Origin of the sequence: Paraburkholderia fungorum (assembly GCF_046027215.1) — a bacterium.
In the GTDB taxonomy this organism is placed as follows: Bacteria; Pseudomonadota; Gammaproteobacteria; order Burkholderiales; family Burkholderiaceae; genus Paraburkholderia; species Paraburkholderia fungorum_D.
On the sequence record NZ_JAQQEN010000002.1, the window covers coordinates 2,288,036 to 2,312,702 of the forward strand.

General features: G+C 59.6%; 19 protein-coding genes. 9 read left to right on the forward strand and 10 right to left on the reverse strand.

Annotated features, from left to right (window positions below; translation table 11 throughout):
• Positions 1-5 precede the first annotated feature (5 nt).
• Positions 6-497 carry a cupin domain-containing protein gene (locus tag PQR27_RS30690; RefSeq protein ID WP_408527327.1) on the reverse strand — a complete coding sequence of 164 codons (492 nt, stop codon included), beginning with the start codon at positions 495-497 and terminating at the stop codon, positions 6-8.
• 240 nt (positions 498-737) lie between these two features.
• Positions 738-1,364: an NAD(P)H:quinone oxidoreductase gene (gene wrbA / locus PQR27_RS30695; RefSeq protein WP_408527328.1), complete on the reverse strand. Its 627-nt coding sequence runs from the start codon at positions 1,362-1,364 to the stop codon at positions 738-740.
• A 412-nt stretch (positions 1,365-1,776) separates the two neighbouring features.
• Here wrbA and PQR27_RS30700 point away from each other — a divergent pair, with 412 nt between their 5' ends.
• Together PQR27_RS30700 and PQR27_RS30705 are read left to right on the forward strand one after the other, a co-directional pair.
• Positions 1,777-2,988, forward strand: coding sequence for an FAD-dependent oxidoreductase (locus PQR27_RS30700; RefSeq protein WP_408527329.1), 1,212 nt, complete (start codon positions 1,777-1,779; stop codon positions 2,986-2,988).
• 186 nt (positions 2,989-3,174) lie between these two features.
• On the forward strand, positions 3,175-4,281 hold the full coding sequence (locus PQR27_RS30705; protein WP_408527330.1) for a porin: 1,107 nt from the start codon (positions 3,175-3,177) through the stop codon (positions 4,279-4,281).
• 50 nt (positions 4,282-4,331) lie between these two features.
• Here the strand turns inward: PQR27_RS30705 and PQR27_RS30710 are convergent, their stop codons facing one another.
• Entirely contained in the window at positions 4,332-5,264 is a 933-nt protein-coding gene (locus tag PQR27_RS30710; protein ID WP_408527331.1) for a LysR family transcriptional regulator, read from the reverse strand.
• A gap of 486 nt (positions 5,265-5,750) precedes the next feature.
• Here PQR27_RS30710 and PQR27_RS30715 point away from each other — a divergent pair, with 486 nt between their 5' ends.
• The 5 genes from PQR27_RS30715 (at position 5,751) to PQR27_RS30735 (ending at position 11,003) form a co-directional block, all read left to right on the forward strand.
• Complete coding sequence (locus PQR27_RS30715) at positions 5,751-6,062, forward strand: DUF4148 domain-containing protein (protein ID WP_408527332.1); 312 nt, start codon at positions 5,751-5,753, stop codon at positions 6,060-6,062.
• A gap of 138 nt (positions 6,063-6,200) precedes the next feature.
• Positions 6,201-7,715, forward strand: a complete 1,515-nt coding sequence (locus PQR27_RS30720) for an efflux transporter outer membrane subunit (protein WP_408527333.1) — start codon at positions 6,201-6,203, stop codon at positions 7,713-7,715.
• A 19-nt stretch (positions 7,716-7,734) separates the two neighbouring features.
• Positions 7,735-9,312 (forward strand): MFS transporter, encoded by a 1,578-nt coding sequence (locus PQR27_RS30725; RefSeq protein ID WP_408527334.1) that lies wholly within the window; start codon positions 7,735-7,737, stop codon positions 9,310-9,312.
• Between the two features lie 5 nt (positions 9,313-9,317).
• A complete protein-coding gene (locus PQR27_RS30730; protein WP_408527335.1) occupies positions 9,318-10,370 on the forward strand; it encodes an HlyD family secretion protein in 1,053 nt (350 codons plus the stop codon).
• An 81-nt stretch (positions 10,371-10,451) separates the two neighbouring features.
• Positions 10,452-11,003, forward strand: a complete 552-nt coding sequence (locus PQR27_RS30735) for a TetR/AcrR family transcriptional regulator (protein ID WP_408527336.1) — start codon at positions 10,452-10,454, stop codon at positions 11,001-11,003.
• A 34-nt stretch (positions 11,004-11,037) separates the two neighbouring features.
• Here PQR27_RS30735 and PQR27_RS30740 read toward each other — a convergent pair whose 3' ends face one another.
• The gene (locus PQR27_RS30740) at positions 11,038-12,630 is read right to left on the reverse strand and encodes an FAD-dependent monooxygenase (RefSeq protein ID WP_408527337.1); all 1,593 of its coding nucleotides are present in this window, start codon (positions 12,628-12,630) and stop codon (positions 11,038-11,040) included.
• A gap of 327 nt (positions 12,631-12,957) precedes the next feature.
• On the opposite strand from PQR27_RS30740, the gene PQR27_RS30745 reads away from it, so the two are divergent.
• Entirely contained in the window at positions 12,958-13,878 is a 921-nt protein-coding gene (locus PQR27_RS30745) for an AEC family transporter (protein WP_408527339.1), read from the forward strand.
• A 377-nt stretch (positions 13,879-14,255) separates the two neighbouring features.
• Here the strand turns inward: PQR27_RS30745 and selB are convergent, their stop codons facing one another.
• The 6 genes from selB to fdnG all read right to left on the reverse strand — a co-directional run bounded on the left by selB (position 14,256) and on the right by fdnG (position 23,371).
• Positions 14,256-16,169 carry a selenocysteine-specific translation elongation factor gene (gene selB / locus PQR27_RS30750; RefSeq protein ID WP_408527340.1) on the reverse strand — a complete coding sequence of 638 codons (1,914 nt, stop codon included), beginning with the start codon at positions 16,167-16,169 and terminating at the stop codon, positions 14,256-14,258.
• Positions 16,166-17,596, reverse strand: a complete 1,431-nt coding sequence (gene selA / locus PQR27_RS30755; protein ID WP_408527342.1) for an L-seryl-tRNA(Sec) selenium transferase — start codon at positions 17,594-17,596, stop codon at positions 16,166-16,168. Before selA ends, selB begins: the two co-directional genes overlap by 4 nt.
• Before the next feature lie 16 nt (positions 17,597-17,612).
• Entirely contained in the window at positions 17,613-18,608 is a 996-nt protein-coding gene (gene fdhE, locus PQR27_RS30760) for a formate dehydrogenase accessory protein FdhE (RefSeq protein ID WP_408527343.1), read from the reverse strand.
• 109 nt (positions 18,609-18,717) lie between these two features.
• The gene (locus PQR27_RS30765) at positions 18,718-19,374 is read right to left on the reverse strand and encodes a formate dehydrogenase subunit gamma (protein ID WP_408527344.1); all 657 of its coding nucleotides are present in this window, start codon (positions 19,372-19,374) and stop codon (positions 18,718-18,720) included.
• Positions 19,361-20,293 carry a formate dehydrogenase subunit beta gene (fdxH, locus tag PQR27_RS30770; protein ID WP_408527345.1) on the reverse strand — a complete coding sequence of 311 codons (933 nt, stop codon included), beginning with the start codon at positions 20,291-20,293 and terminating at the stop codon, positions 19,361-19,363. The genes PQR27_RS30765 and fdxH overlap by 14 nt, the downstream gene beginning before the upstream one ends.
• A 9-nt stretch (positions 20,294-20,302) precedes the next feature.
• Positions 20,303-23,371, reverse strand: coding sequence for a formate dehydrogenase-N subunit alpha (gene fdnG, locus PQR27_RS30775; RefSeq protein WP_408527346.1), 3,069 nt, complete (start codon positions 23,369-23,371; stop codon positions 20,303-20,305).
• Positions 23,372-23,556: 185 nt separating this feature from the next.
• Here fdnG and selD point away from each other — a divergent pair, with 185 nt between their 5' ends.
• Positions 23,557-24,624, forward strand: a complete 1,068-nt coding sequence (gene selD / locus PQR27_RS30780; protein ID WP_408527347.1) for a selenide, water dikinase SelD — start codon at positions 23,557-23,559, stop codon at positions 24,622-24,624.
• Positions 24,625-24,667: the final 43 nt, after the last annotated feature.

A 24,667-nucleotide genomic window follows, 5' to 3' on the forward strand; every position in this document is an offset into this window, starting at 1 on the left:
GTGATTCAGCGCACGCAGATATCGGCCCACTTCTCGACCGAATGGCGGCCGAGAATGGTCTGCACGAGTAGCACTCCCGTCGTCACCGCATCAAAGCGATAAGCAGAGTGGGCGGGCAATAGCGCCTGGTGGCCTCGGCGCAAACGCACGCGTCCCATCGTTTGGCCCGCCGGGTTCGAATCGAGACGCACACTGCCTTCAATACTTGCATCGACGAGCGGGGCATCGCAAGGTTTGACAAAATGCACGTCGATTTCACCATCGAGTGCCACGACAAATTCATCGTGCGATGCGCTGAACCACGGCGAAATTCCTTCCGCCCGAAGCGTCTCGATCACGTACTTAAGATTTTTCCCGACGACAATCTTTTCGTATGGCCCGGCGGTTCCCGCGACCTCGAACACATTCGACATCGCGTAATGCTCGGGCTTTCCGCTGATGATCTCGATTGACCCTTTCCTGAAACTATTCAAGCTGCCGAATAATGTCTGTTCCATGTCTGCCTCCAAAAAATCCGTGAATGTGCTGCGTGAGCGAAAGGTTAAGTCGCGACGGCTCTCACATCAACGCCTGTGTCGTTCTGGATTCGCGAACCTTGCGTATTCGAAGATGCCGCCAGGAGATCTACTTAGTGGCCAACGCGTACGGCTGTTTCAAGCAAGTTGGCGCGCCATGCAGAAACCCCGCTCACGCATGACGGGGTCGTCAAAGGTGGCCCATTGATCGGACCACGGCGATCAATTCGCCCTGCTGACCAAACGCTTGGCGATTGTCGCGACGTGCTCGCCCTGAAACCGGGCGATTTGCAGTTCATTCTCGCTGGGCTGGCGCGAACCGTCGGCGCCGGCCAATGTGGAGGCACCGTACGGCGAGCCGCCGGAGATTTCGCTCATGTTGACGAGACGCTGCTCGGAATAAGGAACGCCAACGATGACCATGCCGTGATGCAGCAGCGTGGTGTGGAAACTGGTGATCGTTGTCTCCTGGCCGCCATGCTGGGACGCGGTGCTCGTGAATACGCTGCCCACCTTGCCGATCAAGCCACCAGACATCCAGAGTCCGCCGGTCTGATCCAGGAAATTGCGCATCTGTGCGCACATGTTGCCGAAGCGCGTCGGCGTACCGAAGATGATCGCGTCCGCTTCCGCCAGAATTTCGGGTGTTGCGTAAGGAATACTTCCGAAAGCGGCGCGATAGCCTTTGACGCCGCTCTTGACCAGCACGTCCTCGGGTACGAGTTCGGGAACCTGCAAGAGGGTGACTTCCGTATCACCCATTGCTCGCGCACCGGCGGCAATCGCTTCGGCCATCTTGTAGATGTGGCCGTACGAACTGTAGAAAACGATCTGAATTTTGGTTGCCATGTCTATTCCCTAGGTTGGGTTCTCTGTCTGAACGCAGATTGCAATCGAACCGGATCAAGGACCGGTCATCTGCTCGTTTCAGCATAAGCAGGCCAATCAAACAAGACAACGGCGCCGTCGGTCCGGTTTGACGAACTATCCGATTGCAAAAAGCAAACGATCAGGTCCGCAGCTCCTGCTGCAAACATCGCAATGTTTCGGTCATTAAACGCATGTCAACCGGATTTACCCTTCCGATACGCGCACCAGGCGCCGCTAAAAACCGATCAGTCCGTTTGCGAATGGCAAACCGGATCGCATTGCCTCCGTTAATCCGGTTGGTTACGCTTGGTTCAGATTTTCCGACCACGCGCAGCTCGACTTTCAGGTGGCGGAATTTTCCCTGCAGATGGACATCGATAGGAGACAGAACATGGAAACATTGGATGGGGTGGTCGTCGTCGGTGGAGGTCCCGTCGGACTCCTTACCGCTCTCAAACTTGGCAGAGCCGGCATTCGCGTTGTCGTGCTCGAATCAGAATCCGGTATCTCTCCGTCGCCACGCGCCGTGGCCTATATGCCGCCCACCGCCGCAGCCCTCGACCGCTTCGGTCTGCTCGACGACATCCGCAAGCGTGCGGTGTGGTGCCCGAACTTCGCCTATCGTCACGGCGACGGCTCACTCATCGCCACAATGGACTGGAGCGTTCTCGCCAACGACACAGACTACCCGTACATGTTGCTGCTCGGACAGAATCACGTGTCCGGTGTCATCTTGCAGCATCTGCGCACGTTGCCCAATGTCGAGATCCGCTGGAATCATCGTGTGGAGAGCATCGACCAGGACACTTCATGGGCAACGATCCAGACCACGGGTCCGGGTGGCACGACACGCTTGCGCGCGCGCTGGGTTGCGGCCACCGATGGCGCACGCAGCACCGTGCGCGAAAAAATCGGCATGACCTTCGACGGGATCACCTGGGCTGAGCGCCTCGTCGCGACCAACGTCTTTTACGACTTCTCGCTGCACGGCTACTCACGCGCCAATTTCGTTCACGACCCTGTCGATTGGGCTGTGGTTGTTCAGCTCGAACAGACCGGCCTGTGGCGCGTCTGTTACGGCGAAGATCCGTCGATATCGGACGCCGAGGTTCGCCGGCGCCTGCCGGAGCGCTTCAAGCGCCTGCTCCCCGGCGCTCCCGCACCTGAACAGTATCGAGTCGATCACCTCAATCCGTACCGGGTTCATCAGCGATGCGCACCCGAGTTCCGCCGTGGACGCGTGATTCTCGCCGGTGACGCCGCGCATGCAACCAATCCCATGGGCGGTCTCGGACTGTCGGGTGGTGTGCTCGACGCGGAGCATCTTGCCGAAGCATTGATCGCCGTGATCAAGGACGCAGCGCCGCTCAGGCTGCTGGACGAATACGCTGTGGATCGCCGCAAGGTCTTCCTTGAATTCACCTCTCCGACCGCCACTGCCAATTTCACCTGGATGAAGGAAAGCGACCCGGCCCAACGTGCCCGCGACACCGCCATGTTCGAACGTGCCGGCACCGATCGCTCCGTCATGCGGCAATTTTTGCTCGAGTTCGAGAAGCTGAATGGCAAGCGGTTTATCGAACCACAACGCCTCGCTGCATGACACACAGACGTCTGATGGTCTGACAGCAAAGCGCGCTGTCAGACCGCCTGCTGGCCTCCCACGCAGACGTCCATACACGATGCACTAATCCATTCTGGCCACCCTAGGCGAGGCCAGCAACGGGTCTTCTCGCGGCATTGCAATTCCTCCGCGCCCCCGCTTTTCAGTATTGAACGGAAGGGAAAGATGAGAAAAACCGGTGTCATCGCAGCAACCTTGTTCACTTTCGCGCCACTTGTCCACGCTGAAAACAGCGTCGTGATGTTTGGTCTCATCGACGCGGGCATCTCATACATTAGCAACCGCGGAGGTTCATCGTCGTGGAAAATGGACGACGGAATCGGCGTTCCTAATCTTTTCGGGCTACAAGGTAGCGAGCAGATCGATACAAGCACGAAAGTTGTCTTTCGGCTCGTCTCGCAATTCCTGCTTGGTACGGGATCGATAGTGGGATTCAGGAGCAATGCCGATCAATCGAGCGGGCTTTTATTTTCTCGAGAAGCTTTCGTCGGACTATCCGACGATCGTCTAGGCACGTTGACATTAGGACGTCAGCAAGACTTCATGGTCGACACACTTCTCGGCGACGTCGACGCGGACGCCGCGGCATACATGGGTGGCTTTTATAACTTCCGGGACGGCCCGTTCAGCGGGCTCGCGCTCCCCGATTCACCCCCGAACGAAGCATATGATTTCGATCATATGAACGGAAGCGAACCGCTGTCCGATTCAATAAAATATAAATCGCCCACATTCGCCGGCTTGACAGTAGGTTATCTTTTTGCATTTGGGAATGCAGCCGGGAATTTTCGACAGAATAGTGCATCCAGTGCGGGTGGAAGTCTCGCTGCTGGTCCACTCGCCATCGGTGCGGCCTATACATCCGTGCGCTACGCGCAGCTGGGAGGCGGGGCCATCCAGAATATCGGCGCCGGCGTGCGATATTCGATCGGAACAAGCCAGATCTCCGCGCTATACACGAACACACACAACACCGCGAACGGAGCGACGGTCAACTTGATCCAGAGCGGCGGCTTGTATCGCTTTACGCCAGCTGTGGCATTCGGCGCGGACTATATGTACATGTGGGGCAATGACGTCGTGAATCGGAACCACGCTCATCAGGTGACGGCAGTTGCACAATACATTCTGTCCAAGCGGACGACGACCTATGTCAACGTTGTCTACCAGATCGCCAATTCAGGTGCCTCGGCTTCCATCAACGGAACATTTGGGCCGTCGAGCAGCCGTTCCCAATGTATAGGTCGCGTGGGAATTCAAACGCGATTCTAGATGCGCCTGCCCTTCCGAAAAAACGCGGGTCAGTTTGACCGCGGCAAACATCAGGTGCTGTTTCCGTGCGTAAGGCCGAGCAACCGATCCCATTCCGGTTCCATCGAAAATGTAGACGAGAGCAGGTCAAGGAACAGTTTCACTTTTGCCGTCGCGCGGTGTGAGGTTGGATATACCGCGGAAAAATAGGGAACATCTGTCGCAAACTCCGGCAGCACACGAACGAGCCGTCCTTGCAAAAGATCGTGGTAGGCAACCATGGTGGGCAGATACGCGATTCCCATCGCCCTGCGTGCAAACTCCTGCACCAGATGTACGCTATTGGAGCGAAGCGCGGGCACCAGTGTCACCTCGCTGTGCTGCGATCCATTGTTTAGAGACCATCGGTTGCGCCAGGGATAATAACGGTAGCACGCGAAATCGTGCGCGCAGAGATCGTCTGGGGTCGAAATGGGTGCCAGGCCTTCAAGGTATCCTGGCGTGGCAACAAACACTCCTCGCATCCGAAATAGTCGACGCTCGATCAGAGATTCCGACGCCGGCGGAAATATCTGAAGCACGACGTCATAACCCTCCTGTACAGGGTCCACTACCTGATCGTTTGCAAAGACATCGAACTCGATGCGCGGATTACTCTTTCTGAACGTCTCGATGATGCCCGGAAGATGCTCGAGCGCGAAACCGTTCAGCGCGGCGACACGTATGGTTCCAGATAGAGCAGTGGTCGTATCTCGAGACCGCTGGGAAAGCGCTTGCATGCGACCGATCAGATCATGGCAGTCGGAGTAGTAGGAGATGCCGAACTCCGACAGTTTCACCGCTCTACTCGAGCGGTGAAAAAGCGAAACGCCCAGATGCTCTTCAAGTTGTTGTACCCGCGTACTGATGACAGATTTGGCCACGCCGATTTGCCTCGCCGCTGCCGCGAAATTGCCGGACTCGGCGACACGCACGAATGCTTCAATACTTAAATAGATATCCATGAAACGTCTCCGGCCTCTGGGGCGCTTGCCGCGAACGCCCTGGCCGCCCAGCGTTTCAACGCTGTCTGATCGGCCAGCGCGAACATAAGGTGCGAGATGGGTCTGAAAACGATACCACGTCGATTAGTAAGTCACTATGGTGGAATTCCCGTCACGCGCATCGCATCGAGCGTCGTAGAAGCCCTTTCTTGATGGCTATTGAAATGATTGCCAGGCTCGACCACAGGCGGACGAATGTGTGACGAGCCGTTCCATCTCGTAGCCAGACACGAGCGGCGATAGCGAACGTTCGGTTTTCGCGAACGTCGTGTTCGTGCAAAGCCAACGCGGGAAATGCGGGCGACGGACATCGCAGATGCTCATCGCTGGGTAAGGGAACAGGCACTAAAACGCGATCAGTGCGTTTGCGATCAGGGCTCTACGCCGCTGGCGGAAAGGATCGAAAATCACTCTTACATCCTCTATAGTATTACGATACTTTTGAGTATGTCTAAGATCGATCGCCATCCAACTCACCAGCCCATGGACATGTCAGCCATGAAATATCCCGTTCCGCTTTACCTCCTGGTCATCGCTTCAATTGTTCCGATGAGAGCATTTGCGCAAGACACTGAATATCTCACTCGCGCTCAGGTGCGTGAAGAACTAGCCGATCTGGAGCAACGTGGGTATAACCCTGGCGATTGGGCTCACTATCCGCAGAGTCTGCGCGTCGCGCAAACGCGTTCTGCGCCGGCTGCGAACGAGCAAAGTCGTGACAATCGACCGGCTCATCTCCAGCCGTCACGGGCTGAATGAATCAGCGGGCGCGCGCCGACGCTTATGCGTTGAGCGCCAAGGTCACCTTTAATATACTTAATAGTATACGCATACTGTATGGTATATTAATGGCAAACCTTCACCGTGCCGGGAATCGAGATGCCTCTGACAGCTTCAATGCGCGCTTCACTGTCCGCGATCGCGCTTTTAGGCGTCGCTGCTTGCAGCGTCGGTCCCGATTTCCGGTCGCCGGACGCGACCCCGCCGCTTAGTTCGCTCACCAGCCGCACGAACGATGTACCAAGTCATCTAACGGATCAGTACCTGAATCCGGAATGGTGGACGCTGCTAAACGATCCTCTGCTGACATCGCTGGAAGTTCGCGCGACAAGTCAAAACCTGGATCTGCAATCCGCACAGACGCGGATAGGTCAAAGCAGAGCAAAGCTGCGTATTGCAGGCGCCGATCTATATCCAACAATCGGCGCGAATGCGTCCGAGTTACGCGAGCGGGCCAGTCCAAACGGAATACTCAAACTGACCGGGCCGTCCAGTCCGGTCAGCGCAACTGCAGCCAACGGTGCCGACCCTTATGGAACGAGCGCATTGAATGGAAGCAGCGGCTCCGCGCCATACAATCTTTGGCAATACGGATTCGACGCGAGCTGGGAACTGGATCTCTGGGGGCGTGTGCGCCGAACCCGGGAATCCGCGCAGGCCAACGCCGAAGCAGCGACACTCGAAGCCGCAGGCGTAAAAGTGTCCGTTTCTGCCGAAGTCGCGCGGACGTATCTGGAGCTTCGCGGCGTCCAGAACACGCTGGACATAGCGCGAAAAAACCAGGACATCGCGCGCGCCAGTCTGCGGCTTGCGAACCACCGGCAGAATGAAGGTGTCGCGACCCGATACGACAGTGCAAGCGCCGCAGCGCAACTCGCAACGGTCAGCGCATCGATTCCCGAACTCGAACGTCAGGTGTCCGCGCTCATGAATGCATTAGCGCTTCTCGTCGATGAAGCGCCGCATGCGCTCGATGACGAACTGGCCACGGCAGCGACCGTTCCGGTCCCGCCCGACAATGTGCCGGTGGGGCTTCCTTCAGAGCTTGCGCATCGTCGTCCGGACATCCTGCGTGCAGAGGCAGAGTTGCACGCCGCGACCGCGGACATCGGCGCGGCAAAAGCCAACTTCTACCCGACCGTTAGTCTGACAGGCAGTTTCGGCATTCAGGCACTGAAATTCAGCGAAGCGGGTGATTGGAGCGCGCGACAATTTGCGTTCGGCCCTGTGCTGCATCTACCGATTTTCGAAGGTGGCCGCCTCACGGGCACGCTCGCCTTGACCAAAGCACGGCAGCAGGAAGCCGCAATCCAGTATCAACGCACGGTTCTCGGCGCCTGGCATGAAGTAGACGACACCATCACGGCGTATCGGAGCGAGCAACTTCGGTATGTGCAGCTTGGCACCGCCGTCGATGAAAATCGCCTTGCATTTGAGACGGCAAAGAATCGCTATGGACAGGGTGCTTCGACATTTCTGACCGTACTCATCGCTCAGCGCGACCTGCTCGCTAGTGAAACCGCTCTATCGCAGAGCCGGACGAATGTTTCGCTCGCACTGGTGAAGCTCTACAAGTCTCTCGGCGGTGGATGGGATGCCCCAATCGACCGCAGCCACGCGAGCCCTGCTTAGTATTCCGATACTTTGTCGCATGCAAAAATCACAAGCAAACACATTGATGCCGCACACCACGCCGCCGCAGTCACCGCCAGCCGCGCCGCATCCATTCAATAGCCGCATATTGATTGGCGTATTTGGGGTCTTTGCGGCCGCGATGATGTCAGGCCTGAACAGTCGAATCGGTGGTCTGTCGCTCATCGACATCAAGACGGCATTCGGCGTCGGTGCCGACGAAGGTAGCTGGATTGGGAGCCTGTACTCTGCTTTCGAGCTTGCTGCGATGCCGTTTGCAACCTGGTTCGCCGTCACATTCTCGTTCAGACGCTTTCACGTCGGCGTGGTCATCGTCTTCACTGTGCTGGGGTTGCTAACCCCGCTTGCACCTGGCTTCGGCGTGCTGTTGACGCTTAGATGCCTGCAAGGGTTCTTCGGTGGATTGCTTATTCCCGTTCTGATGGCGGCGGCGCTGCGCTTCTTCCCTCTTCCACTCAGGCTATACGGACTGGCCCTGTATGCGATGACGGCGACCTTTTCGCCCAATATAGCTACGTGGCTTTCTGCGACTTACACCGATACGTTGTCCAATTGGCATCTCGTGTTCTGGCAAATCGTTCCACTCGCGATTTTCTCCATCTGGGCCGTCGCCTGGGGCATCCCGCAGGATCCCGTCCGCCTGGAGCGCCTCAAGAACCTCGACTGGCTGGGGTTGGTCAGCGGCGTCTGCGGTCTGGTGTGTATAGGCGTTGGATTGACTCAGGGCGAGCGCTATGACTGGTTTAACGACGCGCTCATCACCTGGCTATTCTGCCTCGGCGCAATCTTGCTGTTTGTATTTCTGCTTGCCGAGTGGTTTCATCCTCTACCGTTCATCAAGCTTCAATTGCTCCACCGGCGAAATCTCGGGCTTGGTTTTACGATCTTTATCGCGCTAGTGGTCGTGTTGCTATCCGGTTCGCTTCTACCTGCGCAGTATCTGATCGAAGTACACGGATTCCGCACACCGTACATCGCAGGGATTGGGCTTCTGGTTGGCGTTCCTCAAATCCTGTGTGGCCCTGCCGTCTCCTTTCTTCTCTACAAGCAATGGATCGACGCGCGACACGTGTTCGCTACGGGTCTGGCCTGTCTCGCGGCGTCGTGTCTGGTGAACGCCCATGTGACATCGGCGTGGATCACACATGAGTTCCTGGCAGGCCAGATGCTCCAGGCCCTCGGACAGCCGATGGCCGTGATTTCCTTGCTGTTTCTGGCGACCAGCGTCGTACAACCTATGGAGGGACCGGTCGTATCGGGAATCATCAACATGTTTCGCGCCTTTGGAACACTGTTGGGCGATGCCATGCTCGAGCGCGTCTTCACGCTCCGGGAAAAGATGCACGCCAACGTCATTCTGGATTCCGCCGCAGGCGCCGGAATGATGACGCCGTCGCAACATAGCGGCGCTCTCGACACGCTTGGCGACCTCGCTGAGCGCATCTCACGGCAGGCCTTTGTTCTCACGGTAGCTGACGCATATCTGATTCTCGGCGCACTCGCCGTTCTGTTGATTCCGCTCGTGCTGAACCTGAATTACATCCGACCGCCCATACTCAATTCGACTTCCAGGTGATTGTCATGCCCCTCCCACGACCAGCGAAAATAGCCGTTGCCATCGCGCTCATGTCCGCCTGCGCGGCCAGCTTATACCTCTACAACCGGGACGAAGGAAGAGCTTCAGAGCAGACCACGACTGACGCGTATATCACGACTGATTCGACTTTTGTCGCGCCGAAGGTCGCAGGAAACATCCTGAATGTTCTGGTGGAAGACAATGAAACTGTTCGCAAGGGGCAATTACTTGCCGTGATCGACGACCGGGACTTTGTCGTCGCTGTCGCGAGCGCGAAGGCGGACGTCGAAAATGCACAGGCGGACGTAGCACGGCTCGAAGCCAGTGCCGTTCAGCAGCACAGCCTGATCCAGCAGGCCAACGCAGCGATTCTTGGTGATGCGGCCTCGGTAAATTTCGCCGCAGCGAATTCGAAACGCTATTTGAATCTCGCGAAAGACGGCTCAGGCACGATTCAGGAGCAGCAGCAGGCCGAATCGACACTACAGATTGCGAATGCCCGCCACGCGCAAGACACCGCCTCACGCGACGCCGCGCAACATCAACTCGATGTGCTTCTTGCCCAGGAAAGGCAGGCAACTGCGACAGTTGCAAAGGCCAGGACAGTGCTTCAGGCCGCGGAACTGAACCTGTCCTATACGAGAATAGTCGCGCCAATTGACGGCACGGTAGGTCAGCGCACCCTTCGTACCGGCGCTTACGTTCACGTCGGCGCGCCGCTGCTCGCAGTGGTTCCATTGCAGCAGGCGTATGTCGAGGCCAATTTCCGCGAAACCCAATTGCAGCATGTTCGCCCCGGGCAACCGGTTACAATCAGGGTCGACATGTTGTCTGGCGCCATCATCCATGGTCACGTCGACAGTCTCGCCCCTGCCAGCGGGATCGTGTTCTCACCCATCGCACCCGACAATGCAACAGGCAATTTTACGAAAGTAGTTCAGCGGCTTCCGGTGAAGATCATCATTGATCCGAACCAGCCAGCCACCGATCGGCTTCGTGTTGGAATGTCCGTCGTCCCTACAGTGCACATAGATTCGACAAGGACGGCGCCAGGCTGACACATCAAACTTCCAGGAGGGATCGCCGGAATGCCCAGGATGACAAGAGAAGAGAGTCGCTTGCAGACGCGAGAGAAATTGATGCTTGCTGCCGCAAAGATGTTTGCGCGTGAAGGACTGGGTGGCGCATCCATCGACCGGATTGCAGAGGAAGCCGGCTATACGAAAGGCGCGTTTTATTCCAACTTCGATTCGAAAGAAGATATCTTCCTGCAGTTGATTGAGGCTACGGCCCGACAAAACATCGAAAGGATTGAGACCGCACTTGCAGGCGTGTCGGATCCAGACGAAATCATCGAAGCGGTTTGCGCATGGGCGAATGCCCACACTCACGAACCAGACATGCGACCGTTAGTCCTCGATCTGGTCCGTCATGCAAAGCAGGACGCAGCGCTGACAAAGCGGCATACCGAGCTTTTTAGCAAGCAATGGACGATTGTCGGCAAGCTGCTTCTCCGCGCTTTTCCGAAAGGCAGAGCGCCTGCAACGGCGCTCGAACTCGGTGCGCTAGTGATGGAGCTGACTTACGGCACCGCCGTCCAGTTTCATGCGGGACCAACCGGAGGCGACCTTGTCAGGATCGCCCTCAAGGGGCTGATGACCGCTGCGCAAATGCCGCGCAAGACTCGCTGAATAATCGTCAGAAGCGATAGGTCAGCGAACGACTTCATTCCGAGTTCAGGCTTTCCAGCCAACGACTGATCGCAGCACCCGAACACTCGCTACTTCTCCAGCCAATATGACTGTCTGGTCTGACGATCCAGACATCACCGCCCTTCGCACGGTACGTCGTGGCAAAGTCACCTGCGGCGTCCGTCACTATCGTCATGAGTTCAGACACAGACACTTCGCAATCCGGAGACGTGACCAGCACAGCCGATGCGCCGCCGGGTAGCGAAGCTGCAAGTGCGCGACAACCGTCGATGAAGGCGTCATATTGCTTCCCAGCCGCGTCAACATAGCCGATGAGCGTATATCGTCCCGCGCCGACATAGTCATACAATCGCTTCGGATGACCAACGAAACGTTGTGCCAGACCCTGCGCGTCAGGCAGCCGGTCACCGGGTGCAGGCGATTCACGATCCGCGTCGGGACATAGGTCAGCAACGATTGGGCTCCCACGATAGGTGATCAGCAGCTGGGTCTCGCGCATCGCCGGATTTGCGGCCTGGCGCGTGAGGACAGCATTGAGTGCCGCACTCGTCGACTTGACGACATCGACGCCAACAGGGTAACGCTCAGCCTGATAGCTATCGAGCAATGCAGGACCGGCCAGCCCCTTCGCAACATGTGCCAGCTTCCACGCGAGGTTGTGCGCGTCCTGCAGGCCCGTGTTCATTCCCTGTCCGCCGACGGGCGGATGAATGTGCGCAGCGTCGCCGGCAATGAACACCCGGCCTCGCCCGTAAGCGGACGCGATACGATGGCTTACCCGGTAGACCGACGACCAACGCATCGACGTTAGCCGCGTGCCTTCGGGAAGAGACGGCAGCATCAGGCTGCACATCGTTTCAAAGTCTGGAGAGTCAGTGCTCGCGAGCGAAGAGACACGTTCGTCGGGCACGATCATCGAGAGCCGATAGCGCTCTGCGGAGCCTCGAATGGGCACAGCCACGAGGCTCGCTTTCGCGCGCGCCGCATCCGTCCACTCGAATCGATACATGGGCCCGCGCGGATACGGCCAGTCCACGTCGACATCGGCGAGTGCGAAGGTTTGGGGATATCGCTCGCCTTCGAAGGTCAGTCCCAACCCTGAGCGGACCTTGCTGTGCGCGCCGTCGCACCCGACCAGCCATTTGCAACGAACGGTGAGCGTTTCGCCCCGCGGTCCAGTCAAATGGGCCTCGACTGCGTCGCCGTTGTCGGTGAAGCTGTCCAACGTGCATCCGTAATTCACCTGACCGGCGTGTTCTGCGTACGCCGCTTCAAGCAACCGTTCCGTCTCGTACTGCGCAATTGACAGGGACCCGTAGGGCAAACCCTCCTCTGGAACGTGCATACTGCGCGCGGGCACCATCGCACCGTCGACCCACGTTTCGACGCCGGTGAGCCAAACGCCCGCCTCGATCACACGATCGACGATGCCTAGATCGTCGAAAATCTCGAGCGTGCGAGGCGTCACACCGAGCGCCTTGCAGAAAAACCCTCTTCCCGCCATCCTGTCGACCACCTTCACCGCGACGTGGTCGCGTCGCAATTCAGTGCCAAGCAGCAAGCCGACTGGGCCGGCGCCGACGACGAGTACATCCACGTCTTCCATGTTTTTCTCCTGACAGGTTATTTGCCCAGCTGTTATGGAGGCGTATGGCTCGAGGCGCTTCGAGTTCGCAAAACGGTGTATGAATATGCGCCAATTAAATCGCAGGCAGACATCCTCGAATAGATTGTATAGAACTGAATTCGGTTCGCCATCCTCAGGTGTGAGCAAGGGCTCCGCGCGGGCAACGCCTGAGAGGATCGTTTTGGGCCGCCCCTGCCTGAGCCCACTGACCTCACCTAACATCGCGCGAGGCTTTCACGGATAATGGCGTTCATTCACGGGCAGGCGTCCGCGTGCCTGGGCATTCGATCGTCACGAGAGGTCGTCATGCATCTCGCCGGCACCATACTTCCGATCTTCGCGATCATTCTGCTGGGATGGCTTGCCGGCGTCTCCGGATACATAGCGCGGGACCTGGCCGCGCCGCTGATGCGCTTCGCGTATTACGTCGCGATGCCGGCGTTAGTGTTCCTGACGATCGCGGACGAGACGCTTCACTCGCTTCTCGACTGGCGCTTCGTTGCCGCGTTCGGCGGCGGCTCGATGATCTGCTTTGCGGCCGTGATGATGTTCGAGCGCATCGCGCGCGGAGCCAGCGTGCGGAAAAGCGCGATGCTTGCCGCCGCTGTTTCGATGACCAACACCGGTTTCGTCGCACTGCCGATACTGAAGACCTTGTTCGGCCAGCCTGGTGTGCTCGCGGCGGCCATCGCGACAATATTCGTCGGCGCAGTCATCTTTCCAGTGCTGGTGGTGCTCCTCGAAATCGATCGACCCGACGCTTCGCGCGGCTTACGCGGGGCGGCGCTGATCCGGCAGATCGCGACCAACCCCGTTATCCTGGCGACAATCTGCGGCGTTACCTGGTCGATCGTTGGCGTGACGTTGCCGGGACCGGTCGCGTCGTTTCTCAGGATTCTGGGCGAAGCGTTGACGCCGTGTGCGCTTTTCTCGATCGGCCTTGATCTGACGCTGGGCGAACTGCGTCAGCGCCTGAAGCTCTATGCGCTACTGACCGTGCTCAAGCTCGCGATCGTGCCGCTCGTCGTGTACGTACTGTGCCTCGCGGCGCAGCTCGATCGCACGGCTAGCGTCGCCGCTGTCGTGTGCGCCGCCGTGCCGACCGCGAAGAGCGCTTACGTGCTCGCAGTGGAATACGATGTCGAGAAAACAGTCGTGAGCGGCGTGATCTCGATGACCACTCTGTTCTCAGTCGTCACGCTGCTCGCCTGGCTTCACGTTTTCTAGCGGCTGTAGGCGTAACAGCTCGCGGTAGCGCAAAAAGACACCAACTTGCGCGATGTATTCCACACGCAGATGGTGAGATAACGCACGCGCGACTGGACTCTTCCCCTGCTAGACTTCAGATATAAACGGAGGGGACGGCCATGCACGCACAACCCGCTCACTATAAGGGGGCGACGATAATCCCCGTCGCTTCGCTGTCGTCACGTGGATATGCCGCAATGGCTATCGTCACTAGTCCGGTCGGCAAACAAAGGGCCTTTGGGCCGATGGGCTATTTCTCTACCGAGAAGGCCGCGTGCGAATTCGCAGTGTCCTACGCGAAAACGTGCCTGGACGGGCGTAGGGCGCGAAGGCTTACGTCCAGGGGCTGACAGAAATTAAATGGATTCGAACAACCGGCTATCCGTTCGCATCAGATGCAGGCCCCGGTGAAAGCGCGTGTATCCAACCCGGTCGAAGAATTCCAAAAGCTGGATGGCGCGCTTTCGTCCTAAACCCGTGGCATCACGGAAAGGCGCCGCAGCTACCGTACCTGCATTCTTCTGCGCTTCGGACGCCGCAAGCGCAGCCAGTTCACGAATTGCCTCGGGATCGTAAAAGAGGTCCTGCACCACCTGAAACAGCTCGCCTTGGCGCGCGAGCTTGCGCAGCAACTGGCGCACGCGCTCTTCCGATGCACCGTGCGCCGCCGCCAGATCGCGAACCCACGGCGGATCGAAATGCCCTGCTTTCACGGCCGGCACCAAGCTCTGTGCGAGCGCCCGATCCGCGTCGTCGAATGCGACCGTATGGTCCGGCAGATGCAACCAGGGCCCGTGCCGCACGATCTCGCCACGCGCTTCGGCATCGCCGGCAAGCGCACGCCACAACGCATCCTGCACCAAAGGCGCTGCCATTCGCCGCAAGCGTGAAGCGTCCGGACCGAGCTCATGCGGCGAGCGCTCGTGAAACTGCTTCAACGTCGTAGCGAGCCGTATGCGCAACGCCCGCCATGACACATCCGCAACCAGCAACGCATCGCCGCCGGGCAACTCCACGACGTGCGTGCCGGGTGGCAATTCTAGTGCCGCGGCCGGCATGCCCTTCAACCTTTCCAGCAAAGCGCGCGACAAGCCATTCCCCGCGCGTTCGAGCAGTGCATCCACCGTGCCGGTGTCGAGCATGATCTGCAGCGCGTCGAGCCAGGCCAGCCGCTCGCCGGAGCGACGCTTGCGCGACGGCGCAAACGGATCGAGCACATGACCGCCGCCAACGGTGCGATCCGCCTGCGCATTGCGCACGACAAAGCAATCGCCGGGAACCGCGCAGACGGGTCGCTCGAACACGAGTTGCACGCGCGCCTGCTCGCCTGCGCGCAGTGTCTGCGCGTCGAGCAACGCGACACGCGCGACCTGATGCTGCGTACCCAGATGCACATGCAGCGGCGCCCAATGCTCGAGGGTGAAAGGCACATCGGCAAGCAGCGTCAGCTTGACATCGATCCGTTCCGACGCTTGCGACAAACGCGGATCGACAACCCAGTCGCCGCGATCGATCACGCTCTTTTCGATGCCTGCGAGATTCAACGCGCAGCGCTCGCCAGCGCGTCCGATCTCGGCCGGCCGGTTCTGCGAATGGATGCTGCGTATTCGCACCGGCAGATTCTTCGGCGCGAGCAGCATCGTGTCGCCGACGCCGACCCTGCCCGACACGACCGTCCCCGTCACGATGGTCCCCTGGCCCGCGAGCGTGAAGACCCGGTCGACGGCGAGGCGGAACAGGCCATCGTCGCGCTTCATGTGCCACGCTGCCGCTGCCGCATGCAGATGCGCTTTCAATGCGGCGACGCCGGGGTCACCGGCAAGGATGGCGTGGGTATCGAATACAGGTGCATCCTCCAGCGCGCTACCGTTCAGAAACAACGCGATTTCCCGATGCACCTCCTGCAATCGCTGCGCGTCCACGCGGTCGATTTTCGTCAACGCGATCGCGCCGCGCCGGATGCCGAGCAGTTGCACAATCGACAGATGCTCGCGTGTTTGCGGCATCACACCGTCATCCGCGGCGATAACGAGCAGCGCGAAATCGATCCCGCTCGCGCCCGCGGTCATGGTGTGAACGAGCTTTTCGTGACCTGGCACGTCGATCAGGCCGAGCACGTCGCCGTTTTCAAGCGGCACGTATGCGTAGCCCAATTCAATTGAAATGCCGCGCGCCTTTTCTTCCTTCAGACGGTCGGTATCGACGCCCGACAGCGCTCTCACCAGACTCGTTTTGCCATGATCGATATGCCCCGCCGTGCCGACGATCATGCGTGCGTACCCTTCAACTGCTCGATCAGTTGCGCTTCATCGGCGGCTTCGAGGCAACGTAGATCGAGACGCAAGGCATCGTCCGCAATTCGGCCGATGACAGGGCGCGCCATTTCACGCAGCACCTTTTCGAGCGCGAGCAGTTGACGTCCGCCGCGCTTGCCGTCGGCTGTCCTGATGACAAGACCGTAGCTCGCCAGCACGTCTACGGGCAATGCACCGCTGCCGATCTGGCTGAACATGGGCTCGGCCATCACGGCGTACCGGTCGCCAATTGCGCATTGCAATGCAGGTTGCACGCGCTCTGCGGCAAGCCGGATTTCGCCGGCGGGACGCGTAAGCAAACGCAGTGTGGTCAACCGTTCAGTGAGCCTCTCCGGCGCACGATACAGTTGCAGCACAGGCTCGAGTGCCGCGAGCGTCAGCTTGCCGACCCGCAGCGCGCGCTTGAGTGGATGCTTCTTGATCTTCGCGATCAGATCGCGCCTGCCGACGATCAGCCCCGCTTGCGGACCACCGAGCAATTTGTCGCCGCTGAAGGTGACAAGGTCGGCGCCGGCCTCGATGGTTTCGCGCACCGTCGTTTCGCGCGGCAAGCCCCATTGCGTCAGATCGACTAGCGTACCGCTGCCGAGGTCTACCGCAACGGCGAGACCTCGCGCATGCGCGAGCGGCGCGATTTCGCCAACACTGACCGCTTTCGTAAAGCCATTGATCGCATAGTTACTCGCATGGACTTTCATCAGCAGCGCGGTGCCCGGGCCAATGGCTTCGTCGTAGTCCTTCAGATGGGTGCGATTGGTGGTGCCGACTTCGCGGAGCCTTGCACCCGCGCGGCTCATGATGTCGGGAATGCGAAACGCGCCGCCGATTTCAACCAGCTCGCCGCGCGACACGATGACTTCTTTCTTCGACGCCAACGCAGACAGCGTCAGCAACACAGCAGCGGCATTGTTGTTGACCACGGTTGCCGCTTCGGCGCCGGTCAGCTCGCAGATGAGTGCGTCGATCAGATCGTCGCGATCGCCGCGTTTGCCGGTGGCGAGATCGAATTCGAGGTTGGCGGGTTGCGTCAGCGCCTTCACGACGGCTTGCACCGCTTCGTCGGGCAACAGCGCGCGGCCGAGATTGGTATGAAGTACAGTGCCGGTCAGATTGAAGACACTACGTAGACGTGACTCATTACGCGTGCGGAGCGTGGCGCCGACGCATACCTGCAGTTGCGCGATATCGAGCGCGCTCACGGATGCATTGCCCAACTGTGCGGTGGCGCGCCAGCTATCGAGTGCGTGGCGTAACGCGCTCAGCACCTGGGTGCGGCCAAACTCGGTAACCAGCGCCGCAAATTCCGCCGACGCGATCACCTTTTCCACCGATGGCACGCGTGCCATGAGCGCTCGCAGTTCAGCGCCGGTCACATCGCTCACGAGGCAATCCTCTTTATCAGTCAGACTCGCCGGCAGGGTCGGCTGAATTGTCGGCCTGCTCCGGCCACAGCCACGGATGCGGCGACGCACGCCGGTAACCCTCCGCTCCCATCAGCAGATCAAGCGTCAGACTGGCGAGATCGTCCGCGAACGGATCGAAGTCGTAGTCTTTCGACTGAACGCCGATCTTCCGGTAAGTATGGCATTCGTCGCACGATTCCGCTTTCAGCGCTGCGTTCTTCGTTTCGGCCTCTCTCGCGGTCTCATCGGCGTCCTGCGATCCGACCGCGTGGTAAGCAATGCCTTTGGTCGAATCGCAATTCGAACACTTGGAGCGGACCATGTGCCACTCGGTTGCGCATAAGCCGCATTGCAGATAGCGGTAATTGTCATACTGGCCGCCCACACGCACGGTACTCGCCACGGGATGCGATCCGCACACGGGGCACAAGCCGAGCGTTTCGAGGTACGGCACCTCACGCTTGTCGATATCCGCGGCGAGGTCGGTCCACACCACTTGCAGCGCGGCCATGATGAACGGCGCGCTTGCCGGGTCGACCTCCCCGAAGCGCTGCGCGAAGATCGCGTCGGCCTGGGACTCGAGCGCGGCGGTGTCGAGCGTGCGCAGCTTTTCGAAGAGCGCTTCCAGCGGTGGTGTGAGCGGGCCGGCAACAGCGACTTTGTCGAGCAGTTGCCGCAGTACGTCATGCCACGCCGGATCGCGCATGCCGGAGAGCGCCGGAATCAGCGGCATGGAATGCTGTTGCGCGCTGGCGATTAATTCAGCGCTGGGCGGCTTCGCCTTGAAGCCCGTGATGACGGCTTGCTGCGCGTCCGCCAGCACGGCCATCAGACGCAGATAGCCGGCGATCGGATTGCCGAGCGCCGCAAGTTGCCGCAGACGCGCGGCACGCACCGAAAAAACCGCCAGACGTTCAGGCGTGCGGATACGTGGAATCGCCGAGGGATCGAGCGACTCGATCTCGCCGGCGTCAAGAATGCGTTGAACCAAAGTATCGACCTCGGAAAGCTGACAAGCCGCCGCGCTTCATCGAACAAGGGCGGCGGCGCGGGAAGTCGCGGGAAACCTCGGGAAGCCGCGCGCTTAAAATCACGCCGCGCTACTTGCCGATCATTTCCTTGAACCAGTTTGGGTGGTGCTTTCTCGCCCAGCCGTAAGTCACCGTGCCGCGCGTCATCGCGCCGACCGAGCCTTTGATCCACAAGGCCGCATAAATATGCACGACGATGCCCACGATCAGCACGAACGCCGCGGCAGCATGCACGAGCGCGGCGAGGCGAATAATTTCGATCGGAAAATACATCGAAAAATAGCGCCGCCAGATCACAATGCCGCTGCCCAGCAACAGCAGCATGCAGATTACCATCGTGAAAAATAGCAGCTTTTGTCCGGCGTTGTACTTGCCGATCGCGGGGAGCTTCTCCTCGCGGTTGTTGAGTACGTCGTCGATCTGCCGCATCCACTGCAAATCGGCCTTGTCGAGATAGTTGTGATGCCAGAACCGCAGCGCCAGAATCAGGAACGACAGGAACATCACGCAGCCGACAAACGGATGCAGGATGCGCGTCCATTGGCCGCCGCCAAAGATCGCGTATAGCCACGACATGGCCGGATGAAACATGGCGAGCCCCGACAACGCCAGCAGGATAAACGTGATCGCGGTGATCCAGTGATTCGTACGCTCATTCGACGTGTAACGCACGATCAGGCGGTTGCCTCTCACGTCCTTCAGTTCATGCTGTTCAGCGTGCTTCATCGGATGCCTCCTGCGAACGGCGTGCTTCGTCGGCTTCGCGCTGCGCTTCGGCTTCGTCCGCCTCGGTCACCTCGTTCGGGCCGACGCGCGTGTAGTGGAAGAAACCGGCCAAGGCCGTGAGCGCGATGCCTGCCAGTGCCAGGGGTTTGGCCAGCCCCTTCCACAGGTACACCATCGCGCTGATCTTCGGATTCTGCGCCAATCCGTGATACAGGTTGGCTTTATCGGCGTGATGCAATACATACATCACGTGCGTGCCGCCCACGCCGGCAGGGTCGTATAAACCGGCGTTCTGGAAGCCGCGCTCCTTCAGATCTTCAATCCGGTCCGCCGCCTGCTGTTTCATGTCCTCCTTGGTGCCGAACATGATCGCGCCGGTTGGGCAGGTCTTCACGCAAGCCGGCTCCTGACCGACCGCCACGCGATCCGAGCATAGCGTGCATTTGTATGCGCGATGGTCTTTCTTCGAAATACGCGGGATGTTGAACGGGCACCCGGTGATGCAATAGCCGCAGCCGATGCAGTTTTCCTCGTGAAAATCCACGATGCCGTTCGTGTACTGCACGATCGCGCCCGGCGACGGGCAGGCCTTCAGACAGCCCGGATCTTCACAGTGCATGCAGCCGTCCTTGCGGATCAGCCACTCGAGATCGCCTTGCGCGTTCTCGTACTCCGAGAAGCGCATGACGGTCCACGAATGCTCTGACAAATCGCGCGGGTTGTCGTAAATACCGGTGGTCGTGCCCACTTCGTCGCGCAAGTCGTTCCATTCCATACAGGCCGTCTGACACGCCTTGCAGCCGATGCACTTCGACACGTCGATGAGCTTGGCAACCGTCCCCGTAACCGGCTCGCGAATCTGCGGCTCCGGCAAGGTGGTGGCGGAGAGGCGTTTGATATCCAGTGATTGCAGTGCCATCTCTGCTCCTTATGCCTTTTCGACCTTGACGAGGAACGACTTGAATTCCGGTGTCTGTGAATTCCCATCGCCCACGGAAGGCGTCAGCGTATTGACGAGATAGCCCGGCTTCGTGAGTCCCTTGAAGCCCCAATGCAACGGCAACCCCACTGTCTGGACTTTTTTCCCCTCGATCATCAGCGGTTTGATGCGTTTGGTGACAAGCGCCACGGCAATGATATGCCCGCGATTGGACGACACCTTGACACGATCTCCCGCCACCACGCCCACTTCCTTTGCCAGATCCTCGCTGATTTCCACGAACTGTTGCGGCTGCACGATCGCGTTCAGGCGCGCGTGCTTGGTCCAGTAGTGGAAATGTTCGGTCAGACGATAGGTGGTGGCGGTATGCGGGAAATTCTCATGGGTGCCGAACGCAGCGCGATCGTCCGGGAACACGCGCGCCGCAGGACTGCTGACGACGGCCTTGTTATCCGGATGCAGCGGGTTGTAGCCAAGCGGCGTTTCAAACGGTTCGTAGTGCTCGGGGAACGGCCCTTCAACCAGCCCGGCACGCGAGAAGAAACGCGCGACGCCTTCCGGATTCATGATGAACGGATTCATGCCGTTTTCCGGCGGTTCATCGGCTTTGAAGTCCGGCACGTCCACACCCGTCCACATCTTGCCGTTCCACGCGATCAGCTTACGGGTGGGATCGAACGGTTTGCCGCTAACGTCACAGGAAGCCCGGTTGTACAGAATCCGCCGGTTCGCCGGCCATGCCCACGCCCAGTTCGGCGTATTGCCGATGCCGGTCGGGTCGGCGTTGTCGCGGCGGCCCATCTGGTTGCCCGCCTCCGTCCACGCTCCGCAGAAGATCCAGCAACCGCTCGCGGTGCTGCCGTCGTCGCGTAACTGCGCGAAGCCCGCCAACTGCTCGCCGGCTTTGGCAAGCACCCTGGTTTTGTCGGCAGGATCGGTCACGTCGGCGAGCGCCTTGCCGCTGAACTCCATGGCGATTTCTTCAGGCGTCGGGCTTTCCGGATCGGCATACGGCCAACTCATGTTGAGAATCGGATCGGGATATTTGCCGCCGTTCTCCTTATAAGCCTGACGAATACGCAGCCACAGTCCCGACATGATCTCCAGGTCGCTCCTCGATTCGCCTGGCCCAGTCGCGCCCTGCCAATGCCACTGCAGCACGCGGCTCGAACTGACCAGCGAGCCGCGTTCTTCCGCGAAACACGTGGTTGGCAAACGGAACACTTCCGTTTGGACCGCCGCTGGATTGACGTCGTTGAATTCGCCGAAATTCTTCCAGAACTCGGAGGTTTCAGTGGCGAGCGGATCCATGATGACAAGCCACTTCAGCCTGGCGAGACTTGCGCCGATCTTCGCCTTGTTCGGCGCCGCGGCAAGCGGGTTGAAGCCCTGGCAGATGTAGCCGGTCATCTTGCCTTGATTCATCAGCTCGAAGACCTGCAGCATGTCGTATGGTTTATCGAGCTTCGGCAGATAGTCAAAGCCGAAGTTGTTGCCAGCGTTCGCGTTGTCGCCCCACCACGACTTCATGAAGCTGACATGGAACGCACGATAGTTGCGCAAGTAGCTCAGCTGATTAGGCCGTAGCGGCTGGGCCGCGCGCTTCTTGATGTACGCCTCGAAGTCCTGCTCCGCTTCCATCGGCAAAGTCATATAGCCCGGCAGCAGATCCGACATCAATCCGAGGTCGGTCAAGCCCTGAATGTTCGAGTGGCCGCGCAGTGCATTCATGCCGCCGCCCGCGATGCCGATGTTGCCCAGCAGCAATTGCACCATCGCGCCGGTGCGGATGATCTGCGCGCCAATCGAGTGATGGGTCCAGCCGAGCGCATACAGGATCGTGCCGGCGCGCCCGGGAACTGAAGTCGACGCCAGCATTTCGCATACCTTCAGGAATTTTTCCTTCGGTGTGCCACAAATTTTCTCGACCTGCTCGGGCGTGTAGCGCGAGTAGTGCTGCTTCATCAGCTGATAGACGCAACGCGGGTTTTGCAGCGTCGGATCGATTTTCGCGTAGCCGTCGTCGCCAATCTCGTAGTTCCATGAGGTCTGGTCGTACTTGCGGCTTTCCGCGTCGTAGCCGGAATACAGGCCGTCCGTGAACGAGAAGTCCTCGCGCACGATGAACGGCATGTCCGTGTAATTCCTGACGTACTCGTGCTGGATCTTGTCGTTGGTGAGTAAATAGTTGATCACGCCGCCGAGGAACACGACGTCCGACCCGGTGCGGATCTGCGCGTAATAGTCGGCGACCGATGCCGTACGCGTAAAGCGCGGATCGACCACGATCAGCCTTGCCTTGCGATGCGCCTTCGCCTCCGTGACCCACTTGAAACCGCACGGGTGCGCCTCGGCCGCATTGCCGCCCATCACCAGAATCACGTCCGCGTTCTTGATGTCGACCCAATGATTCGTCATCGCTCCACGGCCAAACGTCGGGGCAAGACCTGCCACCGTCGGGCCATGTCAGACACGTGCCTGATTATCGAATGCGAGCATGCCGAGACTGCGGACAGTCTTGTGCGTCAGATAACCGACTTCATTGCTACCGGCGGATGCGGCGAGCATGCCGGTGGTCAGCCAGCGGTTGACCTTCCTGCCGTCTTCCGTCGTTTCGACGAAATTGGCGTCGCGGTCTTCCTTCATCAGTTTCGCAATGCGGTCGAGCGCGTCTTCCCACGAAATCCGTTTCCACTCATTCGACCCAGCCGCGCGGTACTCCGGATACTTCAGACGGCTTGAGCTGTGAATGAAATCGATCAGGCTCGCACCCTTCGGGCACAGCGTGCCGCGATTGACCGGATGGTCGGGATCGCCCTCGATATGGATGATGCTGGACTTTGCATTCTTGGCGTTGTCGCCGAGTCCGTACATCAGGATGCCGCAACCGACCGAACAATACGGACAGGTATTGCGGGTTTCAGTGGTACGCGACAGCTTGTACTGGCGGACTTCCGCTAACGCGGGTGCCGGCGAGAAGCCCAACAGGGCCAAACTCGATCCGGCGAGCGTGGTTGCGGAGACCTTCAGAAACTGTCGCCGGGACATATTGGACATTAATGGCCTCGGCTCTCTGTGGGATACCGATTCCGATTATAGGGTTTGGCATGAAGTCCTGCTGGATACGTGAAGGAGATCGAACCATGCCTTGTTTGCGGTACGCCGGCGCGTGGCCGCCATCACTGCAAGATGCGCGAACAACCTTCATAATTGCGGTCATTCAACGCCGAAACTCCGCGCTCATGACCGATACCCTTGCTACCGGGAGCCAGACTACGCCGCGTCTGACCAGCCTGTCACATGGCGGCGGCTGCGGCTGCAAAATCGCCCCCGGTCTGCTCGCCGACCTGCTCAGGCGCAGCGCGCCGCTGCCGTTCTTTCCCGACCTGCTGGTCGGCAACGATACCGCCGACGACGCCGCCGTCTACAAACTCAACGAGCAGCAGGCGATCGTCGCGACCACGGACTTCTTCATGCCGATCGTCGACGACCCGTTCGACTTCGGCCGCATCGCCGCGACCAATGCGCTCTCCGACGTCTATGCGATGGGCGGCACGCCGATCATGGCGCTGGCGATCGTCGGCATGCCGATCAATGTGCTGCCGCACGACGTGATCGCGGCCGTGCTCAAAGGCGGCGAAGCCGTGTGCGCCGAAGCGGGCATTCCGCTCGCGGGCGGCCATTCGATCGATTCGGCGGAGCCCATCTACGGGCTTGTCGCGATCGGCGTGGTCGATCCGCGGCGCGTCAAGCGCAATGCGGGCGCGCAGGCGGGCGACGTGCTGATTCTCGGCAAACCGCTGGGCGTCGGCATCCTGTCTGCTGCACTGAAGAAAGACCGGCTCGATTCCGCGGGCTACGCCGCCATGATCGCGGCCACGACCCAGCTCAACCGGCCCGGCGCCGCGCTGGCCATGCTGGACGGCGTGCATGGACTCACGGATATCACCGGCTTTGGCCTGCTGGGCCACACGCTGGAATTGGCTCGCGGTTCGAACCTGACCGCCCGCGTGCGCTACGCGGACCTGCCGTGGCTACCGGGAGTGGTCGAATTCGCCGAAGCGGGCATCTTTACCGGTGCGTCCAGTCGTAACTGGGCGGCATATGGACACGACGTCGGGCTGCCTGCTTCACTGCCGCCGACTGCGCGCACCCTGCTCACCGACCCGCAAACCTCGGGCGGCCTGCTGGTCTCGTGCGCGCCGGGAGCGGTCGACAACGTCCTCGCCATCTTCCGCGCCGACGGTTTCGGCGACGCCCGGGTCATCGGCGAAATGGTCGGAGGAGAAAGGCGTGTCGAAGTGAGCTGAGGTGGTATGCAGAGTAGTGAGTAACTTATTGGTAATTGCTTTG